This window comes from Pseudomonas triticicola (assembly GCF_019145375.1).
Taxonomy (GTDB): Bacteria; Pseudomonadota; Gammaproteobacteria; order Pseudomonadales; family Pseudomonadaceae; genus Aquipseudomonas; species Aquipseudomonas triticicola.
Genome location: NZ_JAHSTX010000002.1, coordinates 645,846 through 666,085, shown reverse-complemented (window position 1 = coordinate 666,085; position 20,240 = coordinate 645,846). Strand labels below are relative to the sequence as shown.

Here is a 20,240-nt window from a genome sequence, read left to right as displayed (position 1 = left end):
TTTACTCCTCTGCCCCGGCAGCTGAATGCGAACCCGCGTCAATATCCGTGGCCGCCACTTCTTTCTCTTTCTTCTCGTGCTTCAGCGGCTTGCCCGGCTTCATACCTTCGTACTTGTCGACGATGATCTGGAACTGGTTCGGCGTGACCGACGAGTAGAGTTCGACTGGGTTGTTCTGGCTCGGTTTGGCCAGGGCCGCGTATTCAGCCTGATCAAGCTGTTTAGGCGACTTCTTGACTTCACTTACCCAGGCGTCGAAATCTTCCTGAGTGGTGGAGATAGCCTTGAATTTCATACCGGTGAAACCGGCACCGCTGTAGTTGGCGGAGATACCGTCCATCTCAGCGTTGCGGTCAGCGATCAGGTGCAGCTTGGTCTGCATGCCCGCCATCGCGTAGATCTGGCCGCCCAGGCCCGGGATGAAGAACGAGTTCATCACCGCATCGGAGGTGATCTTGAAGTTGATTGGCGTGTGCGCCGGGAACACGATCTTGTTGACCGTGGCAATGCCTTGTTCCGGGTAGATGAACAGCCACTTCCAGTCCAGCGCGACGACTTCGATGGTCACCGGCTTGACGTCAGACTCGATCGGACGATACGGGTCCAGCTCGTGAGTCGAGATGTAAGTGATGTAGCCCAGGGCGATGATGATCAGCACCGGGATGGTCCATACGGCCACTTCGATCTTGGTCGAGTGCGACCACTTCGGCGTGTAGACGGCGTTCTTGTTCGAAGCGCGGTACTTCCAGGCAAACAGGAAGGTCATGACGATGACCGGCACGACGACCAACAGCATCAGCAGCGTGGCGGTGATGATCAGGTTGCGCTGTTCCAGGCCGACCTGGCCCGTTGGATTGAGCAAGGTCATGTTGCAGCCTCCCAGCAACAACGTGCCGAGCAGCGGCACTAGGCCTAGTAATCTGGGGTACCTGTTTTTACTCATCTCACGACCTCTAAAGCAGCTTGCGCAATGCAGTTGGGTTTTGATCGCCAACACTTCACCCTGCCAAGGGTTGGCATTTTCTTTGGATTGAATAAGGGCCGCCCGTCGCGCGTCTTACGCTCGACAAAACCTTGGGACAGCGTTCAGTTCTTATTCGAATTCGTGGTCAAAGGCCTTGTTACAGACCAATTCCATTTGGTGCGGAAAATTGGAAAGGCACCGACACCAGGGTGTCTCGAAAGCCTCGCGGCTCGCTCGACACCCGACCTCCTGATCAGTTCCTTGATAAAGGCTGAACAGCGTCGGGAATTCAGTGCGGGCGATTGTAGATAGGTAGCGCCCTATACACCATGTCTTATCCCGAAATAATTTTTATCACTCAGAGCAACAATCCATCGCCATTTTTGCAAAAGTTGCGCAAGTTATCGAAAGCGTTTCTCAATAAAAGCGGCAAAATCTGCCAGCGTAACCGCCTCAAATCAGACAGCTATGCACCCGATCTACAGACGCTGGAGCGGCGCAAAGCCCGATGTTCCAAGGGCTTCGTCCATCTGCCGGTGCCTGTTAAAACTGCCTGCTCTTGTACGTCCGTGCTGAAGCCCGAAAACGCTGAAACTGGCCAATGTTTTTATGTAACAGGGGGCCAATCCGCCGCATCCCGAGTCCCTGCGACAGCTCCTGTGTGACAACATGTCGCACATTTGCCGCACGCTTCATTGCCGTTCGTCACGGTGTTTTCACAAACGCTCTGAAATGCAAAACGCCCCGATTTTCATCAGCGAAAATCGGGGCGTTTTGTTTATCGGCAGCTCTGCCGAGAAGTTGACTCAGCGCAGCGCTTTTCGATTACGCGAGGTCAGCAACGGCACCAGAATGACCACCAGCACGAACGCCACCAGCGCCCATTGCGCCAGCGACAGCCCGAGGATCGGCGGATACGGCGTCGAGCAGAAACCGTCAACCTGGAAGCCCAGCGGGAAGATCTTTGCCAGCGGCAGATCATCGACAATCGGCTGCAGCACATCGACGCCACAACTCACCGCCGGATAGAACTGCGTATAGACGTGATGCCCGGCCACACCGGCCCCGGCAATCGCACAGATCACCACCAGCGTCTCGAACACGGTGATGCTGCGACGGCTGCGCATACCCGCGCCAATGAAGGCGAACAATGCAATCAGCAACAGTGCATAGCGCTGCAGAATGCACAGTGGGCAAGGTGCTTCGCCGAGCACGACCTGCATGTAAAGTGCGCCGCCGATCAACGCCAGGCAGATGATCCCCAGCAGCACCAGATAGCGCCGCTCACGTCCCAACCGCATCGTTTCCTCGCTCATTGCCTTTCCTTTGTAAGTTCATGGTCCAGCCGGCCGGCGGCTGAAATTGTCGCAAGTCTACACCGGGGCAATAAACGATAGAGCGGTTAAGGAATGATTAACCAACATGGCTTTTGCGGCGCGCAGAAGATTCACGAGCAGGCTCGCTCCCACAATGGATCTGCGTCGAACGCAAATCCGGTGGAAGCGAGCCTGCTCGCCAACGAGACAAGTCGGTCTCGGATCACTCCAGAGCAGCAGCCGGGCCGAAGAACTCGTAACGGCTCTGTTTCTCCGGAACGCCCAACGCTTTCAGATGCCGCTTGATCGCGCCCATGAACCCTTTCGGTCCGAGGAAGTACGCATCGACATCGCGCTGTACCGGCAGCCACTGGCCGAGCAGTTCTTCGCTGAGCAGGCCGACCTTGTCCGCCGCCGGGCTGACGCCATCTTCTTCGGCGTAGCAATAGAAGCGCTTGAGTTGCGGATGACGCGCCGCCAGCCCATCGACCCAGTCGCGGAACGCATGGACGCTGCCGTTGCGCGCGCAGTGGATAAAGTGCACCGGACGTTCGGTGGCCAGCGCGGCTTCCAGCATCGCCAGCGTCGGGGTGATGCCGACGCCGCCGCTGATCAGCACCAGCGGCTTGTCGCTGGCCGCCAGGGTGAATTCGCCCGACGGCGGGAATAGTTGGATGCTCGCGCCGACGTGCAGTTGATCATGCAGGTAGTTGGACGCGCGACCATTCGGTTCACGCTTGACGCTGATGCGGTACTGGCCGTTATTGGCCAGTGCCGACAACGAATAGTTGCGACGGATTTCTTCACCGTCGAGGATCAACTTCATGCCAATGTACTGACCCGGTTCGACCGCAAGAATCGGCCGTTTGTCCACCGGTTCAAAGTAGAACGAGGTGATTTCCGCGCTCTCCTGCACCTTCGCCGCAACGATGAATTCCCGCGCACCGCGCCAGCCGCCGACGGCGTGTTCCTTCTGGTCATAGATCGCGGCTTCCGCGCCGATCAGGATGTCGGCCAGTTGCCCGTACGCAGCGCCCCAGGCACTCATCACTTCAGGCGTGGCGATCTCTTCGCCGAGCACTTCGGAAATGGCGCGCAGCAGGCAGGTGCCTACGATCGGGTAGTGCTCTGGCAGAATCTGCAGGGCGACGTGTTTGTTGATGATCTTCGCCACCAGATCGCCCAACTGGTCGAGCTGATCGATGTGCCGCGCGTACATCAGCACGCCGTTGGCCAAGGCACGGGGTTGATCGCCACTGGCCTGATGCGCCTGGTTGAACAGCGGGCGCACTTGCGGGTATTCGGAGAGCATCATGCGGTAGAAATGTGTGATCAACGCCTCGCCGCCGCTTTCCAGCAGAGGCACAGTGGATTTGATGATGGCACGATCCTGGACGCTAAGCATAAGGTGACTCCTGCGCTTTCTTGAAAGATTGCCTAGGGGATATCAGCTTTCGTGCCAACTAATTAATCCCCTGAATTCAATAGCTTGAAACCTGCTTAGTCATTTCGACACAAATGAACGTATAGTCATCGCGACTACACCTTGTCTCTTTGACTACATAACCATGACCGCTAAATCCCTGCTTACCGCCCTGCTGCCTCTGGTCGCTGACCTGTCCCGCGAACTGCCCGAGGGCGAGCGCTATCGGCGCCTGCTCGAAGCCATGCGCGCCTTGTTGCCCTGCGATGCCGCCGCGTTGTTGCGTCTGGATGGCGAATCATTGGTGCCGCTGGCAGTGGATGGCTTGAGTACCGACACCCTCGGCCGGCGCTTCAAGGTCAGCGAGCATCCGCGTTTTGAAATCCTGCTGGCCGGCGCCGGGCCGACGCGCTTCGCTGCCGACAGCGACTTGCCCGATCCTTATGACGGTTTGGTCGATGGCCTCGACGATCACCTCGAAGTTCACGACTGCCTCGGCTGTCCTTTATTCGTCGATGAAAAACTCTGGGGCCTGATCACCCTCGACGCGCTGGACCCGGAGCGTTTCGAGCCGATCGAACTCGACGCCCTGCAAGCCTTCGCCAGCCTCGCCTCGGCCACGGTCAACGCCGCCGAACGCATCGAACGTCTGGCCACCCGCGCCGAAGACGAGCATCAGCGCGCCGAGGTTTACCGTCAGGCCAGCGGTCAGCAGAACCGCGAAATGGTCGGCCAGAGCAAAGCGCACAAACGCTTGGTGGAAGAAATCAATCTGGTTGGCGGCAGTGACCTGACCGTATTGATCACCGGCGAAACCGGTGTCGGCAAAGAACTGGTCGCCCAAGCCATCCACGCCGCTTCCGCGCGCGCCGACAAACCGATCATCAGCCTCAACTGCGCCGCCCTCCCCGACACGCTGGTGGAAAGCGAACTGTTCGGCCACGTGCGCGGCGCCTTCACCGGTGCCACCAGCGACCGGCGTGGCAAGTTCGAACTGGCCAATGGCGGCACGCTGTTTCTTGATGAAGTCGGCGAGCTGTCGCTGACAGTCCAGGCGAAGTTGCTGCGCGTATTGCAGAGCGGTCAATTGCAGCGTCTGGGCTCGGACAAAGAGCACCAGGTCGACGTGCGTCTGATTGCCGCGACCAATCGCGATCTGGCCGAAGAAGTGCGCAGCGGTCGCTACCGTGCCGACTTCTATCACCGCTTGAGCGTGTACCCGCTGCGGGTGCCGGCGCTGCGCGATCGCGGGCGCGACGTGTTGCTGCTCAGTGGCTTCTTTCTCGAGCAGAACCGCTCGCGCATGGGCCTCAATAGCCTGCGTTTGAACAGTGATGCTCAGGAAGCACTGCTCGCCTACACCTGGCCGGGCAATGTGCGCGAACTGGAACACCTGATCGGGCGCAGTGCGCTGAAAGCGCTGGGTAACTGCAAAGTGCGTCCGAAGATTTTGAGTCTGAGCGCGGCGGATCTGGATTTGCCCCGAGAGGTTGTGGATAACGTGGTTGTGCCTGCCAGTGTCGACTTGGCCAATGTGATGCCGATGATCGGTGGTGATTTGCGCAGTGCCACCGATGAGTTTCAGCGGCGCCTGATCAGTGCAGCGCTGGAGCGTCATCAGGATAACTGGGCGAGTGCGGCGCGGGAGTTGGGGGTGGATCGGGCAAATCTTGGGCGGATGGCCAAGCGCTTGGGCATGAAGGGCTGAAGATTTCCGCCAAGTGCCAAAAGCCCCTCACCCCAGCCCTCTCCCCGGGGGAGAGGGAGCCGACCGAGATGTCTTGCGTCATGCATCGACCTGAAAAAATCGAGTCGATTATGGATTCGAAGAGCTTGAATCGACAACGCATTGAACCAGTCAGGTACGGATTCGGTAAATCACGTTCAGGTCGACGGAGTTCTTCAAAATCCCCCAATCGGCTCCCTCTCCCTCCGGGAGAGGGCTGGGGTGAGGGGCTTTTGATCTGTGACGACAAACCTAAAGCCCACCCCATTCACGCCGATAACCCGGCATCAAAGGTTTCTGGCGATTTCCACTCTCGCCCCACAGAAGGTTCTTATGTCCTCCACCAAAGCCCGCGCAGATTCACTTTCGCTTCTGCTGTTTACCTTGCGCAGCGGCAAGCTGATGGCGATCAACCTGCTGAAAGTCAGTGAAATCATCCCCTGCCCGCCGCTGACCAAGCTGCCGGAGTCGCACCCGCACGTCAAAGGCATCGCCTCCCTGCGCGGTGCATCGTTGTCGGTGATCGACCTTAGCCGCGCGATCGGCGAGCGGCCTCTGGAAGATCCCAACGGTGGCTGCCTGATCGTCACCGATGTCAGCCGTTCCAAGCAGGGTCTGCATGTGCAGGCGGTGAGCAAGATCGTCCATTGCCTGACCACCGACATCAAGCCACCACCGTTCGGCTCTGGCGGCTCGCGCGCCTACATCACCGGCGTGACCTCGGTGGACGGCACGCTGGTGCAGGTGCTGGATATCGAAAAAGTCATCCACAGCATCGCCCCGGCGCAGATTGAAATGGCGCCGACCGACCTGACCATGGAAGACGCCGAAGTGCTCGGCAACGCGCGCATTCTGGTGGTCGACGACAGCCAGGTGGCCCTGCAGCAATCGGTGCATACCCTGCGCAACCTCGGCCTGCAATGCCACACCGCGCGCAGTGCCAAGGAAGCCATCGACTGCCTGCTCGACCTGCAGGGCACCGCGCAGCAGATCAACCTGATCGTCTCCGACATCGAAATGTCCGAGATGGACGGCTATGCCTTCACCCGCACCCTGCGCGAGACTCCGGACTTCGCTCATTTGTACGTCTTGCTGCACACCTCCCTCGACAGCGCGATGAACAGTGAAAAAGCCCGGCTGGCCGGTGCAAATGCGGTGCTGACCAAGTTCTCTTCGCCGGAGCTGACCCAACGCCTGATCGAAGCCGCCAAGCACGTCGCGGCGAACGGGCACTGAGTCTTGGCCGACACATTTTGCTTTCTGCTGCGCCGCGACTTGAGTGGGGTTCTGTCGGATGCGCAGTGGCCGGAGGGGATTGAGCTGTCCGTCTACCGCGAGGAACTGGCGCCGGCAGTGCATCAGCTGATGCAGCTCGGACAGCTGGAAGGTGGCGGTCGAGTGCCGTCACTGCACGACTGGCGTCAGCGCTTCGTTAGCGACCCTGAATATGACCCAGCATTGTGTTTCGTGGCCTGCGATGCCGAGGGCGTGGTAGGCGTGACGCAATGTTGGACCAGTGCCTATATCAAGAACCTGGTGGTACACCCGCGAATGCAGGGCCGGGGGCTTGGCCGGGCGTTGTTGCTGCATGCCTTCAGCGTCTTTCAACAGCGGCGCGAGGGGTTTGCCGATTTGCGGGTTCTGGAGGACAACCTGCGGGCGCGGCGGTTTTATGAGAGTGTCGGGATGTATGTGGTCCGCCGGGAATTGGTGCCGGACTGATCAAAGTCAAAAGATCGCAGCCTTCGGCAGCTCCTACAGGAAACCGCATTTCCATGTAGGAGCTGCCGAAGGCTGCGATCTTTTAGCGGTGCCCCAGGCAACAAAACTCTTCAGGCAGACTCCAACCTTGGCCATAACCAAGGATGCCCCAACCATGAAAGCCATCACCCTGGCCCTGCTCAGCCTCACCGCCCTCGCCTCCCAGGCCCACGCCTCCAGCCCCGACGCCTGGGCCGCTTACGACAAGACCGTGCTCGCCAGTTGCACCAAGGCCAGCGGTCTGAAAAACGTCAAACCGGTCGGCACACCTGCGCAATTCGACGACCGCGTCGGTTACACCGCCGTTCTGCTGCAAGGCCAATACCCGCAAAAACACATGAAAGGCCAGCAAGGCAGCGAGCTGTGTCTGTACAACAAACAGACGAAAGCCGCGTACGTCACCGAGTGGGATTCGATTCGTCCGACCGCCAAACCTCAGTGAGTGGCGCACAACTTGCTTCGACCAGGCCCTGTGCGGTGGTTTTCCGCCACCGTTTCACACCCTGATTGAAGACAGATCGCTCAATGAATACGACGTTTTCCTGCGTAGGCTGCGGCAAGTGCTGCACCGACCACCATGTCCCGCTGACGCTGGCCGAAGCCCGCATGTGGGCGGCCGATGGCGGTCAGGTGATCGTGCTGGTCGAGGCGTTTCTCGGCAATGGCCTGGGTCTGCCGGCGCAGCAGCGCGAACATGCCGAGCGCCGTTCGGCGGTGGTCCGCAGCGGCACTGCTGATGCTCATGTGGCGATCACCTTTGCCGCCTACAACGTCGGCCCCTGCCGGAATCTTGACGACGACAAGCGCTGCCGGATCTACGAGCGGCGCCCGCTGGTGTGCCGGATTTACCCGGCGGAAATCAATCCGCACATCCCGCTCAATCCTGCTGCCAAGGATTGCCCACCGGAGTCCTGGGAACAGGGACCGGAGCTGATCGTGGGCGGCGAGTTGGTTGATCGGGCACTGGTTGAGCTGATCCAGCGTTCGCGTCAGGCGGACCGGGATGACATCAAACTCAAGGATGCAATCTGCGCAACGCTAGGGATTCGCACCACAGCGCTCAAGGGCGACGGGTTCACCGCGTACTTGCCGAACATGGATGCGTTTGCCGCGGTAATCGACCAAGTGAGCGCGAAACCGCTGGCGGCGCAAACCAGTGAATGGCGGTTTCATTTGTCCGGCGATGACGTGGCCGGACAGGTACTGGCTGCGGGTGGGCAGGTGGTGACGGAACCGGCGCAGACTTATGCGTTTATTTCATTGCGCGCGGCTTGATCTGATATTTGTGCTGTAGCGGATGTCGCTTTCGCGAGCAGGCTCGCTCCCACAGGTTTGGGTTCTACACAAATCCAATGTGGGAGCGAGCCTGCTCGCGAAGAGGCCAGCACAAGCACCATCACTTTCCGATGTCAGCGCTTGCCCATCGACCGACGCGTCCCCGGCGGCGCCATGCCCGGGGTTTTGGTGTGGCCATTCTTCGCGCCATTCTTGTACCACGGCTGATTCGAGCCTTTCGCCGAAGCCAGCTCGCCCGGCTTGAACGGGAACTTGAACGCCGGGATCTCGGCCTTGGTTTCGCTGGTGTCAGCCACTTCAGCCGGGACGTCGCTCACAGCGTCGTCAACCGGCGGTTGGGTCGGGGAAGTCATAAAAGCTCCGGGAACAAAAAGTCGGCCCGATCAGTGAGCCGCAAAGGCGCGCAGTATACCTGTGCGCTCTGGCTCGGCATCTGAAGATTTGCGAGATGCGCTGAATGGCTGCCTGGCACTGACACTGCGTGATGATATTTCAGTTCATGCGTTGTTGAACGTCACCCAACAATTGCGAGGTGCTCTCCAGCAATTGCTCAAGAAGCGCGTCATCTTCATCCATATAGCCTTCATATTCGGCGAGATTGCGCCGCTCGTGGCACAACGCAAACAATCGCACCTGAACCTTGCTGCTTTGCGTGGTATGGATCAGGCACTGGAATACCAGATAGCGCTTGTCCGATCGATAGCCACTCAGGCGAAGAGCTGTCAGCGCCAGCGCGTGAGCGGCGTTGTAGGCCAAATCGAACCGGCTGGAAAACGACAGTGTGCAAGTGCGCGCATCCTTGAGCCTGTCCAAAGCCGAGCGCATCAGACCTTCACACTCCTTGCGGTCAGGTGGCTCCGCTTTCAGTACACCGCTACGTAGAAGATTCTCCAGACTCTCGTTGCTGCCCATCCTTGGACTCCAAAGGGTTTGCCCCTGACAGATCGATTTTTTCCTGCTGCATCACTCGCATGACAAAACTGTTCTGCGCTGCCAGCTTCCTGGCCCAGTCTTGCGGGGTGTATAGCGTCGGGTTGATGGGACGCCCCAATTGCTCCTCCAACGGCATGAGTCGCTCCATCAATTCACTGTAGTGCAGGCCTTCGCCAATCAGCATGAGATCTATGTCACTGAGTGTGTTCGCCGAGTTTTTGGCAATGGAGCCATACACGAACGCCCAAGTGATCTGTTCGGCAAACGGCTCTAATGCCTGACGAAGAGGCTCGGCAAAGCCGAATGTCTTGCGCGTGATGCCCAGAAGCTCCGCGTAGATAGGACATGCGGGATTGGCCTGGTAATGGGTCTGGTTACCCACTCGTGTCATGCTGAGGATCCCGGCTCGTTGCAATCGATCGAGTTCACGCATCAGGCCGCCCTTGCCAACCTGCGCCCAGCGCACGATTTCGTTGGCGTAGAAGGTCTGGTCGGGCTTGCCGAACAACAATCCCAAGACTTTTTGCTGGGTGGCAGTGAACAGCGCTTCGCTCAAAGAAAGGTTTTCCACCTGGCCCGCCAAAGAGTCTCAAAAAGGGAACGATAGGTCCCTTTTAGGGACTTATCAACTCAACGCTAATCGCAGCCACGGCAATTAACGCCGGAAACTGACATTCCTGACAGCCAGCCGTCACCCTGCCGACCGCCTGACCGGTTTATAACTGGTCAATCTGCCCAAACTCCAGACTTCGGCGCCGCGCATGTCCATTCAGAAAAACAAAATCCTGCTGGCCACTCTCCTGATTCTGCTGGCAGCCGCCGGCCTGTGGTTCGCGCTGAAACCGGCGCCGGCCAAACTGGCTACACCGACTGCCATTCCAGTGCGGGTGGTGACGGTCAGCGCTAAAGACGTGCCGCGCTATACCAGCGGCATCGGCTCGGTGCTGTCGCTGCACAGCGTGGTGGTGCGTCCGCAGATCGACGGGATCCTGACGAAAATTCTGGTCAAGGAAGGTCAGCTGGTCAAAGCAGGCGACCTGCTCGCCACCATCGACGACCGCTCGATCCGCGCCAGCCTCGACCAGGCCCGGGCGCAGTTGGGCGAGAGTCAGGCGCAGTTGCAGGTCGCGCTGGTCAATCTCAAGCGCTACAAACTGCTCAGCGTCGACGACGGCGTATCGAAACAGACCTTCGACCAGCAACAGGCCTTGGTCAATCAGCTCAAGGCCACGGCGCAAGGCAATCAGGCCTCGATCGATGCGGCACAGGTGCAACTCTCCTACACGCAGATTCGCTCCCCGGTCACCGGGCGTGTCGGCATTCGTACAGTCGATGAAGGCAACTTCCTGCGCATGACCGACACCCAGGGCCTGTTCACCGTCACGCAGATCGACCCGATCGCCGTCGAGTTCTCCCTGCCGCAGCAGATGCTGCCGACCCTGCAAAGCCTGATCAGCGATCCGCAACGCGCACCGGTCAAGGCCTACATCGGAGCCGATACTGATGGCGAAACCGGCAATCTGCTCGGCGAAGGTCAGCTGACCCTGATCGACAATCAGATCAACGCCAACACCGGCACCATCCGCGCCAAGGCCGAATTCGCCAATGCCAGCCAGAAGCTCTGGCCGGGTTTGCTGGTGACGGTAAAAATTCAGACCGCTGTGGATAAAGATGCGCTGGTGGTTCCGCCCACCGTCGTACAGCGTGGCCTCGAACAACACTTTGTTTACCGCGTGAAGGACGACAAGGTCGAGGCGGTGCCGGTGCAAATGGTTTATCAGGGCAGCGGCCAGGACATCATCAAAGGTGTCAACGCTGGTGACGTGCTGGTGACCGACGGCCAGTCGCGACTCAAACCGGGCTCGAGCGTACAAGTCATGAGCGAGCCAGCGCAAGTGGTGCAGGCGGAGCCGAAGCCATGAACTCGCACAAGGGCATCTCGACCTGGTGCATCGATCACCCGGTGGCGACGATTTTGCTGACGTTCGCTCTGGTACTGGTCGGCGTAATTGCCTTCCCGCGTTTGCCGATTGCGCCACTGCCGGAAGCGGAATTTCCGACGATCCAGGTCTCGGCACAGTTGCCCGGCGCCAGCCCCGACACCATGGCTTCCTCAGTGGCCACGCCGCTGGAGGTGCAATTCAGCGCTATCCCCGGCATGACCCAGATGACCTCCAGCAGCGCGCTGGGCTCAACTCTGCTGACCCTGCAATTTACCCTCGATAAAAGCATCGACACCGCCGCCCAGGAAGTACAGGCGGCGATCAACACCGCCGCCGGCAAGTTGCCCAAGGACATGCCAACGCTGCCGACGTGGAAGAAGGTCAACCCGGCCGACAGCCCGGTGCTGATCCTCAGTGTCAGCTCGACACAGATGCCCGGCACCGAACTCAGCGACCTGGTGGAAACTCTGCTCTCGCGTCAGATCAGTCAGGTCGACGGCGTCGGCCAGATCAACATCACCGGTCAGCAACGCCCGGCGATTCGCGTACAAGCCTCGGCGGACAAACTCGCGGCCATCGGCCTGACGCTGGCCGACATTCGGCTGGCGATCCAGCAGACCAGCCTTAACTTGGCCAAAGGTGCGCTGTACGGCGAATCGAGTATCTCGACGCTGTCGACCAACGACCAGTTGTTCCACCCCGAGGACTACAGCCAGCTCATCGTTTCCTACAAGGATGGCGCCCCGGTTCACCTGCGCGATGTCGCCAAAGTCGTCAACGGTGCGGAAGATGCCTACGTGCAGGCCTGGGCCGGAGATCGCCCCGGTGTGAATCTGGTGATTTTCCGCCAGCCCGGCGCCAACATTGTTGAAACCGTCGACCGCATTCAGGCCGCCCTGCCCGGCCTCGAAGCGATGCTGCCGGCCTCGGTGCAGGTGAAAACCCTGATCGACCGCACGCAAACCATTCGCGCTTCGCTGCATGAAGTCGAGATCACTTTGCTGATCGCGATCCTGCTGGTGGTCGCGGTGATGGCGCTGTTCCTGCGGCAGTTGTCGGCGACGCTGATTGTTTCGGCGGTGCTCGGCGTCTCGTTGATCGCCAGTTTCGCCCTGATGTACATCCTCGGCTTCAGCCTGAACAACCTGACGCTGGTGGCGATCGTCGTGGCGGTCGGCTTCGTCGTGGACGATGCGATCGTGGTTGTGGAAAACATCCATCGCCATCTCGAGGCCGGCGATGACATGCGCGAGGCGGCGATCAAGGGGGCCGGCGAGATTGGCTTCACCGTCGTTTCGATCAGTTTCTCACTGGTGGCGGCGTTCATTCCGCTGCTGTTCATGGGCGGTGTGGTCGGGCGCCTTTTCAAGGAATTCGCCCTGACCGCGACTTCGACGATCATGATTTCCGTGGTGGTGTCGCTGACCCTGGCGCCAACCCTTGCCGCGCTGTTTATGCGTAAGCCGGTACATCACGCCAACGCCAAACCCGGTTTCAGCGAACGCCTGCTCGGCTGGTACGAAAAGGGCCTGCGCCGCGCCCTCGATCATCAGAAATTGATGATCGGCGTGTTCGGTCTCTCGCTGGCGTTGGCGGTCGCCGGGTACATTTTCATTCCCAAGGGGTTCTTCCCGGTGCAGGACACCGGGTTCGTCCTCGGCACCACGGAAGCCGCTGCGGATATCTCCTACGGCGACATGGTGAAAAAACACTTGGCGATGGCCGAAATCGTCGCGGCCGATCCGGCGGTGCAGGCGTTCTCGCACTCCGTCGGGGTTTCCGGCAGCAACCAGACCATCGCCAACGGGCGCTTCTGGATCGCCCTGAAAAAGCGCGGCGATCGCGATGTCAGCGCCAGCCAGTTCATCGACCGCATCCGCCCGCAACTGATGAAAGTGCCCGGCATCGTCCTTTATTTGCGCGCCGGGCAGGACATCAACCTAAGCTCCGGGCCGAGCCGTGCCCAGTATCAATATGTGCTGAAGAGCAATGACGGCGCGACCCTCGCCACCTGGACCCAGCGCCTGACCGAGAAACTGCGCAGCAACCCGGCGTTTCGCGACATTTCCAACGATCTGCAACTGGGCGGCAGCATCACCCACATCAGCATCGACCGCAGCGCCGCCGCGCGTTTCGGCCTGACTGCAAGCGATGTCGACGAGGCGCTGTACGATGCATTCGGCCAACGGCAGATCAATGAATTCCAGACCCAGGTCAACCAGTACAACGTGATTCTCGAGCTGGACACCAAACAGCGCGGCAAGGCCGAAAGCCTCAATTATTTCTACCTACGCTCGCCACTGAGCGGCGAGATGGTGCCGCTGTCGGCGCTGGCAAGGTTTGACGCGCCAACCATCGGCCCGCTGTCGATTGCCCACGACGGCATGTTCCCCGCCGCCAACATGTCATTCAACCTCGCCCCCGGCGTGGCATTGGGCGATGCGGTGATTCAGCTCAATCAGGCCAAGGCCGAGATCGGCATGCCCACCGCGATCAGCGGCAATTTCCAGGGTGCGGCGCAGGCGTTCCAGAGTTCGCTCGCCAGCCAGCCGTGGCTGATTCTGGCGGCGCTGGTGGCGGTGTACATCATTCTCGGCGTGCTTTATGAAAGCTTCGTGCATCCACTGACGATCATTTCGACCCTGCCGGCGGCAGGTCTGGGCGCGGTGATCATGCTGTGGATCTGCGGCCAGGACTTTTCGATCATGGCGTTGATCGGTCTGGTGCTGCTGATCGGCATCGTCAAAAAGAACGGCATCCTGATGATCGACTTCGCGCTTGAAGCGCAGCGCCAGCGCGGTCTGCCGCCGCAGGAGGCGATTTTCGAAGCGTGCATCACCCGGTTCCGGCCAATCATCATGACCACCCTCGCCGCCCTGCTCGGCGCATTGCCGCTGATGCTCGGCTACGGCACCGGCGCCGAACTGCGCCAGCCGTTGGGCATTGCCGTGGTCGGCGGTTTGCTGGTCAGCCAGATGCTGACGCTGTTCACCACGCCGGTCATATACTTATGGCTCGAGCGGCTGTTTCACCGGCACTCACACCCACCAGCCCCAACGCCCGCAACGGCACTGGCGACCACAGACTGAGGCGGTCATGCGCGTTCTGATTATCGAAGACGAAGAAAAAACCGCAGACTATTTGCACCGTGGCCTGACCGAACAGGGCTACACCGTCGACCTTGCCCGCGACGGTGTCGAAGGCCTGCATCTGGCGCTGGAATGCGACTACGCCGTGATCGTCCTCGACGTCATGCTGCCGGGGCTCGATGGCTTCGGCGTACTGCGCGCACTGCGTGCGCGCAAGCAGACCCCGGTGATCATGCTCACCGCCCGCGAGCGCGTCGAAGACCGCATCAAAGGCCTGCGCGACGGCGCCGACGATTACCTCGGCAAACCGTTTTCCTTTCTCGAACTGGTCGCCCGCCTGCAAGCGCTGACCCGCCGCAGCGGCGGCCATGAGCCGGTGCAAGTGACCATCGCCGACCTGTGGATCGACCTGATCAGCCGCAAGGCCACCCGCGCCGGCACGCGCCTGGATCTGACCGCGAAAGAGTTTTCCCTGCTCAGCGTGCTCGCCCGTCGCCAGGGCGAAATCCTTTCGAAGACCGCAATCGCGGAAATGGTCTGGGACATCAATTTCGACAGTGACGCCAACGTCGTCGAAGTCGCGATCAAACGCCTGCGCGCCAAGCTCGACGGGCCGTTCAACGAAAAGCTGCTGCACACCATTCGCGGTATGGGTTATGTGCTGGAGAGCCGTGGTGTCCAGTAACTCGATTGCCTTGCGCCTGAGCGGCATGTTCACGCTGGTGGCGCTGGTGGTGTTTCTGTTGATTGGCGGCGCGCTGTATCAACAGGTCGACAAGGGCTTGGGATTGTTGCCCGAAGCTGAGCTGGATGCGCGGTACAGCGTGCTCGAATCCACCGTTGGCCGTTACGGCACGCCGGAGCATTGGGTGAAGATCAACAACAAGCTCAAGCTGCTCGGGGAAGAAGACAAGCGCATCAGCTTCTGGATCAGCAGCGGTGATCCGCGCTACGAATACGGCAACCTTACGCCGCAGATTCGTGCCGCCATCAATGGCCCGTTGGGCATGCACGATCTGCAACTGCCCGATCAACCCTACCCACTGAAAGTGCTGGTCAGTCAGTTCCCCGCCAAGGATCAGCGCCCGCCGTTGCGTTTCATGATCGGCATCGACACCGAGACGCTGCATCAGACCCAGCATCACTTGCTCATCGCCCTGATCAGTCTGGCGATTGTCGGGGTGCTGCTGGCCTCTGCATTGGGCTATTGGGTCGCAAGAATCGGTCTGAAGCCGTTGATCAAACTGTCGCAGGAAGCCCAGCGTCTGGCACCACCGCTGCGCGCCGGACGCTTGCGTCTGTCGCCGCTGCCGCCGGAACTGGAACAGTTTGTCGAGTCGTTCAACTCGACCCTGGAACGGGTCGAACTGGCCTATTCACGGCTGGAATCGTTCAACGCCGACGTCGCCCATGAACTGCGTTCGCCGCTGACCAACCTGATCGGCCAGACCCAGGTCGCGCTGACTCGCGGGCGCTCCGCCGAACACTATTTCGAAGTGCTGCAATCGAATCTCGAAGAGCTGGAGCGGCTGCGTTCGATCATCAACGACATGCTGTTTCTGGCCAGCGCCGATCAGGGCAACAAGGCGACCAAACTGACCTCGACGTCCCTGGCTGACGAAGTGGCGACGACACTGGACTATCTGGATTTCATTCTTGAAGACGCGCAGGTTGAAGTTCGGGTCAGCGGCGATGCGCAAGTGCAGATTGAGGTCGCGCATCTGCGCCGGGCGCTGATCAATTTGCTCAGCAACGCGGTGCAGCACACCGAACCGGGTCAAGTGATCGAGGTGCGCATCGAGGTTGAAGAACATCAGGTGAGCATTGGCGTGGCCAATCCCGGGACGCCGATTGCCAGCGAGCATCTGCCGAGGTTGTTCGAACGGTTTTATCGGGTCGATGCCTCGCGTAGCAACAGCGGCAATAACCACGGGCTGGGGCTGGCCATCGTCAAGGCGATTGCGCTGATGCATGGCGGAGATGTGTTTGTGCGCAGTGATCGGGGCATGAACACCTTCGGCATTCACCTTCCGGTCTGAATGCTCAGCCAAGCCCTGTGGCGAGGGGATTTATCCCCGCTCGGCTGCGCAGCAGTCGCAAATCCTGTGCACAAGATCCAAGAATCTTTGAGGCTGGAATTCTTGGGGCCGCTTCGCAGCCCAACGGGGATAAATCCCCTCGCCACAGGCCACCATCACGCACAGACCGGGTTGTTACCCGTGCCGATCTTTGCTTTTGCTGTAACAGTCATTTATGAAAATCACGCTGTTTCCCAACCCCCGGCAACCTTATCTTTGCCCGCACCAAACAGCACTCGCCAAGCGAGAAGGTTTTCAAGATGTCCAACAGTATGGGTATTGCCAGCGCATTCGTTTTGTCCTCATTGATTCTGTCGCCGATGGCGATGGCTGAAGAATCGCAAACGTTCGTCGCGCAAAGAGTCGCGCGCGCGCAGGCATTCGATCAGCATCAGGCCGAAGTGATGGCCAAGGCTCAAGACGCGACGCAATCCCCGCAGGCCGCTACTTCCCAGGCTCAAGCGCTCGAGAAAGACAGCTGAGTCGCACCGCGAAAGGTTTCCCTCGACGCGGTTGTTTGGCTCTTCCCGTTCAACCGTCGTCACTCTAGGCCGCTGCCATTCAGCGGCCTTTTTTCGTTGTGGTCTGAAAGCCTTCTGGTGCGTCTGTAACAACAAGAAACATCAAGCCGCTCAAGAACCAGAGCGGCCCGCTGACCCAAGGAGCTCCACCGCACGTGTTTTACCCTGCCCGCCTCACACCGCTGTTCATTGCATTTGCCGCAACGATTGCCCCCGCCGCCCACGCCGATGAGCCTGCCCAACAAGGCTTCGTCGCAGGTTCGAGCCTCAACCTCAACGCCCGCAACTACTACATGAATCGCAACCGCTTGCAGAAGGCGGACGACAATATCGAGTGGGGTCAGGGTTTTCTCGGCGTGTTCCAGTCTGGCTACACCGAAGGCACGGTCGGCTTCGGCGTCGATGCCCATGCCATGCTCGGCTTGAAACTCGATGGCGGAGGCGGGACCGACGGTTCGAGCATCCTGCCGATCAGCGATGGCAACGGCAAAGCGCCGGGCTCGTTCTCCACCGCAGGCGGGACGTTGAAGTTGCGCGCCTTCGATACCGAGTTGAAGGCCGGTGATCTGTTCCTCACCAACCCGGTGATTGCCGGCGGCGACACGCGCATGCTGCCGCAGAGCTTTCGTGGCATCAGCCTGAGCAACCACAGCTTTGACGGCTGGCTGATCGAAGGCGGCCAGGCCAGCTTCACCAAGCCGTATAACCAAAGTGGACACACGCGAATCGGCACGTCCTACGGCACGCTGGCAGACGGCGATGACAGCCAGCACCTGAACTGGGCCGGTGTGTCCTGGAGCGGCGTTGAGGGCCTGACCAGCAGTCTTTACGCGTCCGAGCTCAAGGACATCTGGAACCAGTACTACTACGACCTCGACTACACCTGGCGACTGAACGATCTGGTCAGCCTCAACCCGGGCCTGCACTCCTATCACACGCAGGACACCGGCGATGCGCTGCTCGGCGACATCGACAACAACACCTGGAGCGCGCACCTCACCGTCGGCATCGGCAGCCACAGCGTCACCGCCGCGTACCAACGCGTGAACGGCAACACGCCGTTCGACTACATCAGCCAGGGCGACAGCGTTTATCTGGACAACTCTCAGCAATACTCGGACTTCAACGGCCCGAACGAACGTTCCTGGAAGCTCAAGTACGCTTATGACTTCACCGGTGTCGGCATCCCCGGCCTGACTTCGGCGCTGTCTTATTCACGCGGCACGCTGGATCTGACCAAAGCTGACCCGGACAGCGCAGGCTATTCGAGCTGGTACAGCGCCGATGGCCGCAACGCCAAGCATTGGGAACGCGACATCGATTTGCAGTACGTCGTACAAAGCGGCCAGGCCAAGGACCTCGCGATGCGCCTGCAATGGGCCACCAACCGTGGCGGCAACGGCTACGGCGCGATTGATTCGGATACAGATGAATACCGCGTGATCATCGACTACCCGGTCAACGTCTTCTAAGATCGGCGCTGCGCTTTACAGATCCTGTGATCTACCCTGTGGGAGCGAGCCTGCTCGCGAAAGCTGATTGTCAGTCAACATCTGTGTTGAATGACACACCGCTTTCGCGAGCAGGCTCGCTCCCACAGGTTCGTCCGGCGTCAGCCCAACTAAGCTTATGAAACCACTCCAACCGGCTCCCCATCATGATCGCCAGCCGCACGCCTTCCATCACAGGCCTTACCGGTCGCCCCGAGCGCCTGCTGATCCTCGGCAGCCTGCTGACCGTGATTGCGATGGTGTGCATCGTTACCTTCCTGCTGATCCGCGAGTACGCCAGTGCACAGGAAGTCGCCACGCGCCGCGCCACGACCATCGCGCAATTGATCGATGCCGACGTGCTGCGCACCGTCGAGTTGTACGACCTGACGCTGCAAGGCCTGATCGCCGCCGCTCAGCGTGACGACCTGCAGAACGTCTCGCCGCAGATCCGCCATCTGGCACTGTTTGATCGCTCTGCCACCGCGCGCTTCAAGGGCGACATCCTGCTGCTCGACAAACACGGCGAGGTGATCGCCAACTCCTCGCGCATCGAAGCGAAACCGGGCAATTTCGCCGATCGCGATTATTTTCTCGCCCACGCATTCAACCGCGACATCGGCATGTTTATCAGCCGACCGTTCAAGACCCGCTGCGATTGCGAAGAGGCCGATCAGTGGCGCATCAGCTTCAGCCGGCGCATCTCCTCGCAGACCGGCGAATTTCTCGGCGTGGCGGTGGCGTCGCTGAAACTCGACTACTTCGACGACCTGTTCAAAAGCCTCGACATCGGCACCGACAGCACGTTGAACATCATCAACAGCGATGGCGTGCTGCTCGCGCAGAAGCCGTATCTGCAGAGCGATTCGGTCGGCAAGAGTTTCGGCAACCGCCCCAACGTCGTGCGCATTCTCAGCGACCGCGATGGCAGCGGCAGTTTCACCAGCACTTCGAGCATGGATAAACAACGGCGGCTCTATACCTACTCGCGGGTCGGCAATCTGCCGTTGACCGTGATGGTGGCGCTGTCCAGCGAGGAAGTGTTCGGCACCTGGCGCCGCACGGCGATCCTGATCAGCGGCGCCACCGGCGTGTTGTGCCTGGGGTTGTTGTGGCTGACGTGGCTGCTCGGCCGGGAACTGCGTTTGCGCCATCGCGCCGAACGCGAACTGGCGCAACTGGCTGCCACCGATGACCTGACCGGTGTGGCCAACCGGCGCATGCTCGACCAGACCCTGCGCCACGAATGGTTCCGCGCCCAGCGCTCGGGCCAGCCGCTGTCGGTGATGATGATCGATGCCGACCACTTCAAGGCCTTCAATGATCGCCATGGCCATCAGGCTGGGGATCAGGTCTTGCGTGAACTGGCCAGGGTAATCACCGCGAACGTGCGACGCCCGGCGGATCTGGTCGCGCGGTATGGCGGTGAAGAGTTTTCGGTGATTCTCGCCGAGACCGACAGCGCCGGGGCGCAGCAGATCGCCGAGCAGATTCGCCAGGCTGTGGAAAATTTGCCCTGGGTCGAAGGCGCTGAGCGGGCGATGACCGTGAGTATCGGCATCGCCACCTGGACATCGGCGAGCGAGATGACACTGGAGCAGTTGTTGTTTGCAGCGGACAAGGCGTTGTATCAGGCCAAGGAAGGCGGGCGCAATCGCGTTGTGGTGTCAGCCTGATGTTTCCAAGGTGATGGCACCGCC

The 20,240-nt window shown here is 60.1% G+C and carries 18 protein-coding genes; 12 read left to right on the top strand and 6 right to left on the bottom strand.

Translation table 11 applies throughout. The features are described from left to right. Nucleotide 1: 1 nt before the first annotated feature. The 3 genes from cyoA to hmpA form a co-directional block, all read right to left on the bottom strand. Complete coding sequence (gene cyoA, locus KVG85_RS24875) at nt 2-943, bottom strand: ubiquinol oxidase subunit II (protein WP_024014231.1); 942 nt, start codon at nt 941-943, stop codon at nt 2-4. A gap of 827 nt (nt 944-1,770) precedes the next feature. Next, nucleotides 1,771-2,280, bottom strand: coding sequence for a disulfide bond formation protein B (locus KVG85_RS24870; RefSeq protein ID WP_016773299.1), 510 nt, complete (start codon nt 2,278-2,280; stop codon nt 1,771-1,773). A 223-nt stretch (nt 2,281-2,503) separates the two neighbouring features. Next, nucleotides 2,504-3,685: an NO-inducible flavohemoprotein gene (gene hmpA / locus KVG85_RS24865; protein ID WP_217865281.1), complete on the bottom strand. Its 1,182-nt coding sequence runs from the start codon at nt 3,683-3,685 to the stop codon at nt 2,504-2,506. Nucleotides 3,686-3,848: 163 nt separating this feature from the next. On the opposite strand from hmpA, the gene norR reads away from it, so the two are divergent. The 5 genes from norR (at nt 3,849) to KVG85_RS24840 (ending at nt 8,465) form a co-directional block, all read left to right on the top strand. Then, nucleotides 3,849-5,411 carry a nitric oxide reductase transcriptional regulator NorR gene (gene norR / locus KVG85_RS24860; protein ID WP_217865280.1) on the top strand — a complete coding sequence of 521 codons (1,563 nt, stop codon included), beginning with the start codon at nt 3,849-3,851 and terminating at the stop codon, nt 5,409-5,411. A gap of 351 nt (nt 5,412-5,762) precedes the next feature. Then, nucleotides 5,763-6,665 (top strand): chemotaxis protein CheV, encoded by a 903-nt coding sequence (locus KVG85_RS24855; RefSeq protein ID WP_016773296.1) that lies wholly within the window; start codon nt 5,763-5,765, stop codon nt 6,663-6,665. 3 nt (nt 6,666-6,668) lie between these two features. Next, nucleotides 6,669-7,151, top strand: coding sequence for a GNAT family N-acetyltransferase (locus tag KVG85_RS24850; RefSeq protein WP_217865279.1), 483 nt, complete (start codon nt 6,669-6,671; stop codon nt 7,149-7,151). Between the two features lie 154 nt (nt 7,152-7,305). Next, entirely contained in the window at nt 7,306-7,632 is a 327-nt protein-coding gene (locus tag KVG85_RS24845; protein WP_217865278.1) for a hypothetical protein, read from the top strand. Nucleotides 7,633-7,715: 83 nt separating this feature from the next. Further along, a complete protein-coding gene (locus tag KVG85_RS24840; protein WP_217865277.1) occupies nt 7,716-8,465 on the top strand; it encodes a YkgJ family cysteine cluster protein in 750 nt (249 codons plus the stop codon). A 134-nt stretch (nt 8,466-8,599) separates the two neighbouring features. Here KVG85_RS24840 and KVG85_RS24835 read toward each other — a convergent pair whose 3' ends face one another. The 3 genes from KVG85_RS24835 to KVG85_RS24825 all read right to left on the bottom strand — a co-directional run bounded on the left by KVG85_RS24835 (nt 8,600) and on the right by KVG85_RS24825 (nt 9,990). Next, on the bottom strand, nt 8,600-8,839 hold the full coding sequence (locus KVG85_RS24835) for a hypothetical protein (RefSeq protein WP_039761398.1): 240 nt from the start codon (nt 8,837-8,839) through the stop codon (nt 8,600-8,602). Between the two features lie 139 nt (nt 8,840-8,978). Then, nucleotides 8,979-9,398, bottom strand: coding sequence for a hypothetical protein (locus KVG85_RS24830; protein WP_125917621.1), 420 nt, complete (start codon nt 9,396-9,398; stop codon nt 8,979-8,981). Then, the gene (locus KVG85_RS24825) at nt 9,361-9,990 is read right to left on the bottom strand and encodes a nucleotidyltransferase domain-containing protein (protein ID WP_110646179.1); all 630 of its coding nucleotides are present in this window, start codon (nt 9,988-9,990) and stop codon (nt 9,361-9,363) included. The genes KVG85_RS24830 and KVG85_RS24825 overlap by 38 nt, the downstream gene beginning before the upstream one ends. A gap of 190 nt (nt 9,991-10,180) precedes the next feature. Between KVG85_RS24825 and KVG85_RS24820 the strand changes: the two genes are divergently transcribed. The 7 genes from KVG85_RS24820 (at nt 10,181) to KVG85_RS24790 (ending at nt 20,216) form a co-directional block, all read left to right on the top strand. Beyond that, nucleotides 10,181-11,341 carry an efflux RND transporter periplasmic adaptor subunit gene (locus KVG85_RS24820; protein WP_024014238.1) on the top strand — a complete coding sequence of 387 codons (1,161 nt, stop codon included), beginning with the start codon at nt 10,181-10,183 and terminating at the stop codon, nt 11,339-11,341. Then, nucleotides 11,338-14,451, top strand: coding sequence for a multidrug efflux RND transporter permease subunit (locus KVG85_RS24815; protein WP_217865276.1), 3,114 nt, complete (start codon nt 11,338-11,340; stop codon nt 14,449-14,451). Before KVG85_RS24820 ends, KVG85_RS24815 begins: the two co-directional genes overlap by 4 nt. Before the next feature lie 7 nt (nt 14,452-14,458). Then, on the top strand, nt 14,459-15,136 hold the full coding sequence (locus tag KVG85_RS24810) for a heavy metal response regulator transcription factor (protein ID WP_016773287.1): 678 nt from the start codon (nt 14,459-14,461) through the stop codon (nt 15,134-15,136). Next, nucleotides 15,126-16,490, top strand: a complete 1,365-nt coding sequence (locus KVG85_RS24805; RefSeq protein ID WP_217865275.1) for a heavy metal sensor histidine kinase — start codon at nt 15,126-15,128, stop codon at nt 16,488-16,490. Before KVG85_RS24810 ends, KVG85_RS24805 begins: the two co-directional genes overlap by 11 nt. Nucleotides 16,491-16,789: 299 nt before the next feature. Beyond that, entirely contained in the window at nt 16,790-17,011 is a 222-nt protein-coding gene (locus KVG85_RS24800) for a hypothetical protein (protein WP_217865274.1), read from the top strand. A gap of 194 nt (nt 17,012-17,205) precedes the next feature. Next, nucleotides 17,206-18,522 carry an OprD family porin gene (locus KVG85_RS24795; protein ID WP_217865273.1) on the top strand — a complete coding sequence of 439 codons (1,317 nt, stop codon included), beginning with the start codon at nt 17,206-17,208 and terminating at the stop codon, nt 18,520-18,522. Between the two features lie 185 nt (nt 18,523-18,707). After that, nucleotides 18,708-20,216: a sensor domain-containing diguanylate cyclase gene (locus KVG85_RS24790; RefSeq protein WP_217865272.1), complete on the top strand. Its 1,509-nt coding sequence runs from the start codon at nt 18,708-18,710 to the stop codon at nt 20,214-20,216. Nucleotides 20,217-20,240: the final 24 nt, after the last annotated feature.